At 64.9% G+C, this 10,622-nt stretch carries 6 protein-coding genes; 1 reads left to right on the plus strand and 5 read right to left on the minus strand.

The window, feature by feature from the left end; genetic code table 11:
* Nucleotides 1-4 precede the first annotated feature (4 nt).
* A complete protein-coding gene (locus FJ940_RS27855) occupies nt 5-3,364 on the minus strand; it encodes a transglutaminase family protein (RefSeq protein ID WP_140658528.1) in 3,360 nt (1,119 codons plus the stop codon).
* A gap of 104 nt (nt 3,365-3,468) precedes the next feature.
* Nucleotides 3,469-4,665 (minus strand): acyl-CoA dehydrogenase, encoded by a 1,197-nt coding sequence (locus FJ940_RS27860; protein WP_140658530.1) that lies wholly within the window; start codon nt 4,663-4,665, stop codon nt 3,469-3,471.
* Nucleotides 4,666-4,769: 104 nt separating this feature from the next.
* Here FJ940_RS27860 and FJ940_RS27865 point away from each other — a divergent pair, with 104 nt between their 5' ends.
* On the plus strand, nt 4,770-5,681 hold the full coding sequence (locus FJ940_RS27865; protein WP_140496190.1) for a LysR family transcriptional regulator: 912 nt from the start codon (nt 4,770-4,772) through the stop codon (nt 5,679-5,681).
* Here FJ940_RS27865 and FJ940_RS27870 read toward each other — a convergent pair whose 3' ends face one another.
* From FJ940_RS27870 to FJ940_RS27880, 3 genes are all read right to left on the minus strand, one after another.
* Nucleotides 5,682-8,003 carry a Tex family protein gene (locus FJ940_RS27870; protein ID WP_140658540.1) on the minus strand — a complete coding sequence of 774 codons (2,322 nt, stop codon included), beginning with the start codon at nt 8,001-8,003 and terminating at the stop codon, nt 5,682-5,684.
* 121 nt (nt 8,004-8,124) lie between these two features.
* The gene (locus FJ940_RS27875; RefSeq protein WP_140658532.1) at nt 8,125-9,303 is read right to left on the minus strand and encodes a serine hydrolase; all 1,179 of its coding nucleotides are present in this window, start codon (nt 9,301-9,303) and stop codon (nt 8,125-8,127) included.
* A 33-nt stretch (nt 9,304-9,336) separates the two neighbouring features.
* The gene (locus tag FJ940_RS27880) at nt 9,337-10,533 is read right to left on the minus strand and encodes a serine hydrolase (protein ID WP_140658534.1); all 1,197 of its coding nucleotides are present in this window, start codon (nt 10,531-10,533) and stop codon (nt 9,337-9,339) included.
* Nucleotides 10,534-10,622: the final 89 nt, after the last annotated feature.

A 10,622-nucleotide genomic window follows, 5' to 3' on the forward strand; every position in this document is an offset into this window, starting at 1 on the left:
CAGATCAGAGTCTTGGTGGACGCCGAAGGTCAAGCGTCATGGGGAAATCTTCCGTGGGTTGTTCTTCGCGCAGCACATAGGCCGACGGCGTGTGGCCGCGCGCCTCGAAGCGGGCGAGCCGGCGCGCTTCCGCCTCATTGCCGTTGACCGGAAAAGTGTCGTAGCTGCGCCCGCCCGGATGCGCGACATGATAGACGCAGCCGCCAACCGCCCGACCCGACCAACGGTCGTAGATATCGAACACCAGCGGCGTATTGATCGGCAGTGCCGGATGCAGGCCCGAAGCGGGTTGCCACGCCTTGAAGCGCACGCCCGCCACCGCGACTTCCCTGTTGTCGGTAACCTTCATCGGCACGATGCGGCCGTTGCAGACGACGGCATGGCGCTCCGGATTGAGCCCTTCGGTCTTGACCTGCAACCTTTCGACCGAGGAATCGACGAAGCGCACGGTGCCGCCGATGGCCCCCTGCTCGCCCATGACATGCCACGGCTCCAGGGCCTGCCGCAGTTCCAGCTTGACGCCCGCATATTGGACCTCGCCGCAGAAGGGAAAGCGGAACTCGAGCTGCGCGTCGAACCAGTCGGGGCGGAACGTGAAACCGTTGAGCTTGAGGTCGTCGAGAACGTCGAGAAAATCCGCCCAGACATGATGCGGCAGCATGAAGCGGTCGTGCAGCGACGTGCCCCAGCGCACGAAACGGCCGTCGAGCGGGTTCTTCCAGGCACGGGCGATGATCGCCCTGACCAGCAGTTGCTGCGCCAGGCTCATGCGCGCATTGGGCGGCATCTCGAAGCCGCGGAATTCCACCAGGCCCAGCCGTCCGGTCGGTCCATCAGGCGAAAACAGCTTGTCGATGCAGATTTCCGAGCGATGCGTGTTCCCTGTGACGTCGGTCAAAAGGTTGCGGAACAGCCGGTCGACCAGCCATGGCGAAGGCACGCTGCCCTGGTCCGGACGCGGCACCTGCGCCATGGCGATTTCAAGCTCGTAGAGCGAATCGTGGCGCGCCTCGTCGAAGCGCGGCGCCTGGCTGGTCGGGCCGATGAACAGGCCGGAGAAGAGATAAGACAGCGAGGGATGCCGCTGCCATTGCAGCACCAGGCTCTTCAAAAGATCGGGGCGGCGCAGAAACGGGCTGTCATTGGGGGTCGCGCCGCCGACCACAACATGGTTGCCGCCGCCGGTGCCGGTGTGGCGGCCGTCGATCATGAATTTATCCGCGCCAAGCCGCGTTTGCCGCGCCTCCTCGTAGATCGCCGTGGTCGTCGCCACGCAATCCTGCCAGTTGGCAGCCGGGTGGATGTTGACCTCGATGACGCCAGGGTCCGGCGCGACGCGGATGACGTTGAGGCGCGGATCATGCGGCGGGCCGTAGCCCTCGATGTGCACTGGCAACCTGATCGCCTTGGCCGCGTTCTCGGCTGCTGCCACCAGCTCAAGATAATCTTCCAGCGCCTCGACCGGCGGCATGAACACGCAGAGCCGTCCCTCGCGCGGCTCGACCGAAAGCGCGGTACGCACCGCGCCGCCGATCTCGGTGATCTCCTGCTCGACCCGGTCCTGCTGGGCGGTCGCGGCCGTGAACGATGCCGCCTGCTGGCGGCGTGCCATTTCATCGGCGCCCTGAGGATCGGCCGGAGCCGCCATGGGCAAGATCGCCTCCCGCACGGGCAGCGCACCGCGCGACTGCGACGGATCGACCGGAACGATATAGGGAAACTGCTCCGGCGGCACGTGAGGCAGCGTGCCGAGCGGCAGGCGGTAGCCGACCGGTGAATCGCCCGGCACCAGGAACAGCCGCCCGCGCCGCGTCGTCCATTTTTCCGAGCGCCAGCGCTGGCCCGACGCCTGGCTGTTCCAGCGCTGCACCGGCAGCACATAGCCCGACGGCTTGGTTAGCCCGCGTTCGAACACCGTCGCCATGCGGCTGCGCTCTTCGGGATCCTCCAGCTTCGAATTGGACGGATCGACATTCTCCGGCAGCTTGCCTTCCTTGAGCAGCCACTCGGCCGGATCCTCATAGGCTTCGCTGACCATGGACGTTTCGATGCCGAGCTCGCCGGCGATCGCGGTCAGCAGGCTCTCGGCCTGCTTCGGACCGATATCGGCTTCGCTTTTCTCCCGCGCGATCAGCGACGGGTCGCTCCACACCGGCTGGCCGTCGGTGCGCCAGTAGAGCGAAAAGGTCCAGCGCGGTAAGCTTTCGCCGGGGTACCATTTGCCTTGGCCATAATGGAGGAAGCCGCCAGGCGCGAAGCGCTCGCGCAGCCTCCGGATCAGCGCATCGGCCTTTTCGCGTTTTGTCGGGCCGACGGCGGCGGTGTTCCACTCGGCGGACTCGAAATCGTCGATCGACACGAAGGTCGGCTCGCCGCCCATGGTCAGCCGTACATCCCCGTCCGCCAGCGCCGCATCGACCTTGTTGCCGAGCGCATCAAGCGCATGCCAGCTTTCATCCGAGAACGGCTTGGTGATGCGCGGATGCTCCGCGATGCGGTCGACCCGCATGTCGAAGCCGAACTCGACATTGGCAAAGCCCGCCATGCCGGAAATGGGCGCTGCATTGCGAAAATGCGGGGTGGCGGCAAGCGGTACATGGCTCTCGCCGGTAAGCAGGCCCGAAGTCGGGTCGAAACCGATCCAGCCAGCGCCGGGAAGATAGACCTCGCACCAGGCGTGCAGGTCAGTGAAATCCACTGATGTACCGGCCGGCCCATCGAGCGTGACGAGGTCGGGCTTGAGCTGGATCAGATAGCCCGAGACAAAGCGCGCGGCGATGCCTAGATTGCGCAGGATCTGCACCAGCAGCCAGCTCGAATCGCGGCACGACCCTTTGGCGGCCGCCAGCGTTTCCTCCGGCGAGAACACGCCGGTCTCCATGCGCACGATATAGGCGATTTCGCGCTGCAGCCGGGCATTGAGGTCGACGAGAAAATTGACCGTGTTTTTCGGGCTGGTATCGATGGTTTTCAGGAACGCCGACAGCAGCGGGCCTGCCGGTTCCGGTGTGCGATAGATGGCGAGGTCGTTGCGTGTCTCTTCCGGATACTCGAACGGGAAATTTTCCGCCGTCTCCTCGACGAAGAAATCGAACGGGTTGTAGACCGTCATGTCGGCGACGAGGTCGACCTCGATCTTGAGTTCGCTCACCGGGTCGGGAAAGACGAAACGGGCGAGGAAATTGCCGTAGGGGTCCTGCTGGAGATTGACGAAGTGGTTCGCCGGCTCGACCTTCAACGAATGGCTGAGCACTTTGGTGCGCGAATGTGGCGCCGGCTGGAGCCTGATCACCTGGGGACCAAGAACCACCGGCCGGTCGTATTTGTAATGGGTCAGGTGATAGACGGCGGCCAGAATTGCCATGGAGCCCCGGAAGATCGGCGTTTAGCTGGCCGAACCCTGACACATCTGGCCGTCATTCTCCAAGCGGATGTTGCGCTGCACCTAACTTAAACGGCTACCGAACCTCAGAAAAACGCTTGGATCCCCGTCTGCGCCCGTCCCAGGATCAGCGCGTGCACGTCATGCGTGCCCTCATAGGTGTTGACCGTCTCCAGATTCTGCGCATGGCGCATCACGTGATAGCCGATCTGGATGCCGTTGCCGCCATGCATGTCGCGCGCCTGGCGGGCGATGTCGAGCGCCTTGCCGCAATTGTTGCGCTTGACGATCGAGATCATCTCCGGCGCCATCTTGCCTTCGTCGAGCAGCCGCCCGACGCGCAACGAGGCCAGCAGCCCGAGCGCGATCTCGGTCTGCATGTCGGCGAGCTTCTTCTGGTAGAGCTGCGTGCTGGCCAGCGGCTTGCCGAACTGCTTGCGGTCGAGGCCATACTGGCGCGCGCGATGCCAGCAATCTTCGGCCGCGCCCATCGAGCCCCAGGAAATGCCGTAGCGAGCCCGGTTGAGGCAGCCGAACGGCCCCTTCAGCCCCGACACGTTGGGCAGCAGAGCATCCTCGCCGACCTCGACGCCTTCCATAACCACCTCGCCGGTGATCGACGCCCGCAGCGACAGCTTGCCGCCGATCTTCGGCGCCGAAAGCCCCTTCATGCCCTTTTCCAGGACGAAGCCACGGATCTCATCCTTGCCGTTCTCGCCCTTCAGCTTCGCCCAGACGACGAACACGTCGGCGACGGGCGCATTGGAGATCCACATCTTGGAGCCGGTAAGCTTGTAACCATTGGCGGTCTTCTCGGCGCGCGTCTTCATGCCGCCGGGGTCGGAGCCGGCATCCGGTTCGGTCAGGCCGAAACAGCCTATCCACTCGCCGCTGGCGAGCTTGGGTAGATACTTCCTGCGCTGTTCGTCCGAGCCATAGGCATAAATGGGATACATCACCAGCGACGACTGCACCGACATCATCGAACGATAGCCGGAATCGACGCGCTCCACTTCGCGGGCGACCAGGCCGTAGGTGACATAGTTGGCGCCGAGGCCGCCGAATTCTTCCGGAATGTTGATGCCGAGCAGGCCGGCCTCGCCCATCTCGCGAAAAATCGCCGTGTCGAAGGTTTCGTTGAGATAGGCCTCCTCGATGCGCGGCGCGAGCTTGTCGGCGGCGAAGGCCGCCGCCCCGTCCCGCACCATGCGCTCGTCTTCCGAAAGCTGGTCCTCGATCAGGAACGGGTCTTCCCAGACGAATGCATTCTTGTCGGCGGCCATGGCGTCTCGATCCTTAAAAACGGGTGAAGCCCGGCTTATCGGCCCACGGCCTGAAAAAATCAAACGAAATTGCTTCACCGATCAATGAGCGTTAGGAATAGATCATGAGCGTCCAACGTCGTCTTTTGCCTAACATCAACGCGCTTGCCGCCTTCGAAGCGGTGGCCCGGCTTGGCAGTTTCACCGCTGCAGCCCAGGAGCTGGATTTAACCCAGGGCGCCGTCAGTCGGCAGATCAGGCTGATCGAGGACCAGTTTGGCCGCCGGCTGTTCGAGCGCGACAGCCGCAATGTCCGGCTGTCGGCGGCGGGCGAAACCTACGCCGAAGTGGTCCGTTCGGCACTTGGCCAATTGCGCGACGCAGCGCTTGGATTGATGAGTAATCGGCATAGCGGCATCCTGAACCTCGCAATCCTGCCGACCTTCGGCACGCGCTGGCTGATGCCGATGATCCCAGACTTCGTCGACAACAATCCCGACATCACCATCAACTTCGTCACCCGCGTCGGCCGCTTCGACTTCGCCAGAGAGCGGCTGGACGCCGCCATCCATTATGGCCTGCCGGACTGGCCCGAGGCAGACTCGACGCTGCTGGTGCGGGAGGTGGTGGCCCCGGTGGTGTCGCCCGAATTTCTCGCCGAGCGCTCCATCGCCACGCCGGCCGACATCGGCCGTCTGCCGCTGCTGCACATGGCGACGCGGCCTGGCGCCTGGACAGAATGGTTTGAGCATCAGGGCCTGAGCGCGCCGACCGGACCGGGTATGCAGTTCGAACAGTTCGGCACCGCCGCCCAGGCCTGCATGGCGGGTCTGGGCGTGGCTCTGCTGCCGCAAATCCTCATCTCAGGCGAGTTGCAGCGCGGCCAGCTGGTGCCCGCGCCCGGCCAGCCTATGCACAGCCGCAGCGCCTATTATCTAGTCGTCCCGCACGACAAGCGCGGCCATCCGCCGGTCGCGAGTTTTCGAGATTGGCTGACGAGCCAGGTTGAAAAGGACCCGGCTGTTCTGGCGTGGTAGCTACTTCCGCTTCAACGCATCCGCCAACGCCGCGCCGAACGCACCTTGCTGCGCCGGTCGCTCCGGCTGGCGCTGCGGCGCGGGCGAGCGTGGCGCCGGCCTGCCGCCGCCATTGTCGCGCGGGCCGCGCGATGCGCTGCCCTCGCCACCATCCCTGCGCATGGAAAGCGCGATTCGCTTGCGCTTGATGTCGACGTCGACGACCCGCACCTTGACCACGTCGCCGGCCTTGACCACCTCATGCGCGTCCTTGATGAAACGGTCGGCCAGTTGCGAAACGTGCACCAGCCCGTCCTGGTGGACGCCGATGTCGACGAAGGCGCCGAAGGCGGCGACATTGGTGACGGTGCCTTCCAGCAGCATGCCGGGCTTCAGATCCTTGATGTCATCGATGCCATCGGCGAAGGTTGCCGTCTTGAAGCCGGGGCGCGGATCGCGGCCGGGCTTTTCCAGTTCGGTCAAAATGTCGCGCACCGTCGGCAGGCCGAACCGCTCGTCGACGAAAACGCGCGGATCGAGCGCCTTCAGCGCCGCACTGTCGCCCATCAGCGAACGCACATCGCGCCCGCAGGCGGCGACGATCTTTTTGGCCACGCCGTAGGCTTCCGGATGCACGGCCGAGGCGTCGAGCGGCTCGGAGCCGTTCGGGATGCGCAGGAAGCCGGCGCATTGCTCGAACGCACGCGGCCCGAGGCGGGAGACCTTGAGCAAATCCTTGCGGCTGGCGAACGGGCCGGTGGCATCGCGATGCGCGACGATGGCGTCTGCGAGCGACGCCCCGAGCCCTGAAACCCGCGCCAGAAGCGGCGCCGAAGCCGTGTTGAGATCGACGCCAACCGCGTTGACGGCGTCCTCGACCACCGCCTCCAGCGAGCGGCCAAGCCGGTACTGGTCGACATCGTGCTGATACTGGCCGACGCCGATCGATTTCGGCTCGATCTTGACCAGTTCGGCCAGCGGATCCTGCAAGCGGCGCGCGATCGACACCGCACCGCGCAATGACACGTCGAGACCGGGGAATTCCGCCGCCGCCGTCGCCGAAGCCGAATAGACCGAAGCGCCGGCCTCGCTGACGATCACCTTGAGCGGCTTCGGCCCGCCGTCGGAAGGCATGTCGGACAGCATGTCGGCCACCAGCTTCTCGGTTTCGCGGCTGCCGGTGCCATTGCCGATCGAGATCAGCTCGACCTTGTGCAGGCGAACGAGCTTGGCGAGCTCCGCCTGCGTGCCACGCACATCGTTCCTGGGCGGGAACGGATAGACCGTTGTCGTCGCCACCAGCTTGCCGGTGCCGTCGACCACCGCGACCTTGACGCCGGTGCGGATGCCAGGGTCGAGCCCCATCGTCGGCCGCGATCCGGCGGGGGCGGCGAGCAGCAGATCCTTCAAATTGCGGGCAAAGACGTGGATCGCCTCTTCCTCGGCCCGTTCGCGCAGGTCGCGCATCAGATCGAGCGTCAGGTGCAGGGATAGTTTTATGCGCCAGGTCCAGCCTGCGACCTCCATCAGCCAGCGATCGCCCGGCAGGCTGCCGCCGATGGCGTAGGCATTGGCGATCATCCGCTCTACCGGCTTCACCGGTGAAGAGTCGTCGGCATCGACCTCGATGTCGAGCGACAGCACCTCCTCGTTGCGGCCGCGCAGCATCGCCAGCGCGCGGTGACTCGGAACGGTGGCCCAGCGCTCGACATGGTCGAAATAATCGGAGAATTTCGCACCCGCCTCCTGCTTGCCGTCGACCACCCTGGCGCGCATGAAGGCGCGTTCCTTCATGTAGCTTCGCAGCTTGCCGACCAGGTCGGCATTCTCGGCGAACTGCTCCGACACTATGTCGCGCGCGCCCTCAAGTGCCGCCTTGGCGTCGGCCACGTCCTCGGTCAGATAGGCCAGTGCGAGTTCCGCCGGCACCAGCGAGCGGTCGGCCAGGATGGCTTCTGCCAGCGGCCCCAGCCCACGCTCCCGGGCGATCTCCGCCCTGGTGCGGCGCTTGGGCTTGTAGGGCAGGTAGATGTCTTCGAGCTCGGCCTTGGTGACGGCGGAGGCGAGCTTGGTTTCAAGCTCGTCGGTCAGCTTGCCTTGCTCCCGGATCGAGCCAAGGATGGTGTCACGCCGCGCGTCGAGCTCACGCAGATAGGCAAGACGCTCCGACAGCAGGCGCAATTGCGTGTCGTCGAGCCCGCCCGTCACCTCCTTGCGGTAGCGCGCCACGAACGGCACGGTCGCGCCTTCGTCGAGCAGCCCGATGGCAGCGGCGGCCTGTTCGGGCCGCGCTGTGATCTCGGTCGCGATAATGGCTGCGATGCGCTTGATGTCGGATGCCATGCCGTTCCTGCTCTTCTCGAAAAGAGCGGCGACCATAGGCGCAGTTATCCTGCCCGCCAACCTTCGCGGTTTCACCGGCGACAGAGGTCCACAGGAAAGCGCGCCCTAATGTTGCGGCCGCTCAGACCATCCGGCTCAGCGCTTCGAAGAATGCGACGATCTCGAGATCGAGCGGATCGTCAACCGGCTCGGGCTGCGACGACATCTTGGCGATCACCACTTCCGTCCGGGGGTCGACATAGAGCCACTGGCCATGGATCCCGATGCCGCAATAGGCCCCGTTCTCATGTCCTGTCTGGTACCATTTGTTGCGGTAGCGGCCCTTGGGAAACAGCGGCAGCATGGCGCCACGCTGCCAGGCTTCAGAACTGCCGCCGGTTACCGTGGTGTCGCGCACCCAGGCCTCGGGCACGATGCGGCGGCCATTCGCAGTGCCCCCTTGCCGCATCATCTCGCCGACGCGCGCCAGATCGCGCGGCGTCACCGAGATGCCGCCGGCAGTGCGCGCCGTGCCCTCCATATCTACCGCCACCGAAGCTTCGCTGGCGGCGCCGAGCGGCTGCCACAGTTTCTCGCGCATCAGGTCGGCGAAGCGCTGGCCAGACGCCCGTTCGAGCAGCAGGCCAAGCAGGTCGGAATTGGGCGACCGGTAACGGAAGGTCTGGCCGTGCGGCTCGGCGAGACGCTGCAGCGTCAGGAGGAATTCACGCAGGCTTTCCGTGCCGCCGCCGGGGTTCCACAAGGTGGCGCGCCGGTAGCGGGCAAAGGCGCTTTCGGGATCGAGATAGGCTTCTTCGAAATCGAGGCTGACACTCATATCGAGCACATGCCGCACGGTAGCCTCGCCATAGGCCGAATCGCCGGCTTCCGGTATGTAGGCCGTCACCGGCGCTTCCGGATCGAACACGCCCTCGCCTTCCAATATGCCGGCCATGATCGCGGTCACCGACTTGCTGATCGAAAAGATGATGTGGCGGGCGCCGAAATCCATATGCGGCGCAAACCAGTCGCCGACGATCCTGCCGCCTCTCATGACGGTCAGCGCATCCGTGTGCGAGCGGCTGAGAAAAGCCGCGACGGTTTCCGGCGTGCTCGCCAGCGCGACCTTTTCGTCGAGCAATCCGCCGAAATCCTCGGCCGGCGCCTCGTTGACCGGCAGGGCGGCGACACGCGCGCTCGGCACCAGCTCGCCGACGTTCTGGAATGACCATCGGTTGAACGGATTTTCCCGCCAGTTGGCGAGCAGCACCTGGTTGCGGCGGAAGCCGTAACGGGTCTCGAACGCGGTCTTGCCGGTCATGGCATTTCCTTCCAGGTCGTGTCTTGTGGGGGTTCAGCTCAGCGCGGCGGCGATGGCATGCACGGCCTTCAGCGTCGCCATGGAATAGGCGACGTTGCTGAAATCCGGCCAGCTCGAAAGCTTGACCACGACCATCCGCGTATTCCAGTCGATGTGGATCATCTGCCCGAACACGCCCCGGCACATCAGCGCCCGCGAATGCGGATTCTCGATCCAGAACTGGTTGCGATAGCTGCCCTCTGGCAGGTTCGGACTAAAGCCCGGCCCGTGGCTGCCGCTGCGCGTCGCCTCGATCCAATCGGCAGGCACGATGCCACCGCCATTGTCGAGGATCAGCTGGCCGAAGCGGGCATAATCGCGCAGCGTCGCGTTGAAGCCGCCATCGGCCAGTGCGTAGCCCGCGCTGTCGACGGTGAAGCAGGCGCTTTCATCGGCGCCGAGCTTTTGCCAGAGTTCTTCCGAAACCAGCTGTGCCAGCCGCTTGCCTGTCACCCCCTCCATGATGAACGCGAGCACATCGGTTTCGACCGAGCGGTACTCGAATGCCGCCCCATGTGGCCGAACAATGTCCTTCAAGCCTAGGATCAGCTCGAACATGTGCGCGGGCCAGCGAAAGTCCGGGTCGCTGCCCGGCGGCACCGGCTTCCAGCCGGTGGCGACATCGACCTGGCCGATATCGGAATAGCGATCGGTATATTCCTCGGAAAAGCGCACTCCGCTCGTCATGTCGAGCACGTGCTGGACGCTGGCGCCGGCCCACCCGGTTGCCTTCAGCTCCGGCAGGTAGTCGGTAAGCGGTTTTGTCGGATCGACCAGCCCGCGCCCGGCCAGTATGCCGAACACCGAGCCGGTGACCGATTTGGCCATCGACTGCGACAGATGCAGCGTGCGCTCGTCCATGCCGTTGAAGTAACGCTCATAGGCTATCTTGCCGTCCTTGAGCACCAGGAAACCATCCGTGTAGGTCTCGTCGAGCAGGCCCGCGAGCGTCGAGGCCTTGCCATCGCTGCCCTCGACCGGCAGCCCGTCGAGATCGACCTCTGCGCGTTCGAGGCGGTGACGGTGGCCATTGCCGCGCCAGACTTCGACGGTCGGCAGAATTTCCCTGATGTGCTGGAAAGCCCAGCGGTTCCAGGGCGGCCTGTCCCAGTCGAGCCTTGGTGGCACCATGGCGGGCGGCGAGCCCTGCATGATCGGCGGCCGCGGATCGCTGTTGCGATAGGAGTCCATGAAAGCCATTCCCGGAAACGGAAAAGACCCGGCGGCATGTGCCACCGGGTCGATCACGCAGCGATCACTTCTGCAGTTCGGTCCAGATC

It is taken from the genome of Mesorhizobium sp. B2-3-7 (assembly GCF_006442695.1).
In the GTDB taxonomy this organism is placed as follows: domain Bacteria; phylum Pseudomonadota; class Alphaproteobacteria; order Rhizobiales; family Rhizobiaceae; genus Mesorhizobium.

Coding starts and splice junctions, on each gene's coding strand:
- FJ940_RS27855 (WP_140658528.1), bottom strand. CDS start 3,364: ATGGCAATTCTGGCCGCCGTCTATCACCTGACCCATTACAAATACGAC.
- FJ940_RS27860 (WP_140658530.1), bottom strand. CDS start 4,665: ATGGCCGCCGACAAGAATGCATTCGTCTGGGAAGACCCGTTCCTGATC.
- FJ940_RS27865 (WP_140496190.1), top strand. CDS start 4,770: ATGAGCGTCCAACGTCGTCTTTTGCCTAACATCAACGCGCTTGCCGCC.
- FJ940_RS27870 (WP_140658540.1), bottom strand. CDS start 8,003: ATGGCATCCGACATCAAGCGCATCGCAGCCATTATCGCGACCGAGATC.
- FJ940_RS27875 (WP_140658532.1), bottom strand. CDS start 9,303: ATGACCGGCAAGACCGCGTTCGAGACCCGTTACGGCTTCCGCCGCAAC.
- FJ940_RS27880 (WP_140658534.1), bottom strand. CDS start 10,533: ATGGACTCCTATCGCAACAGCGATCCGCGGCCGCCGATCATGCAGGGC.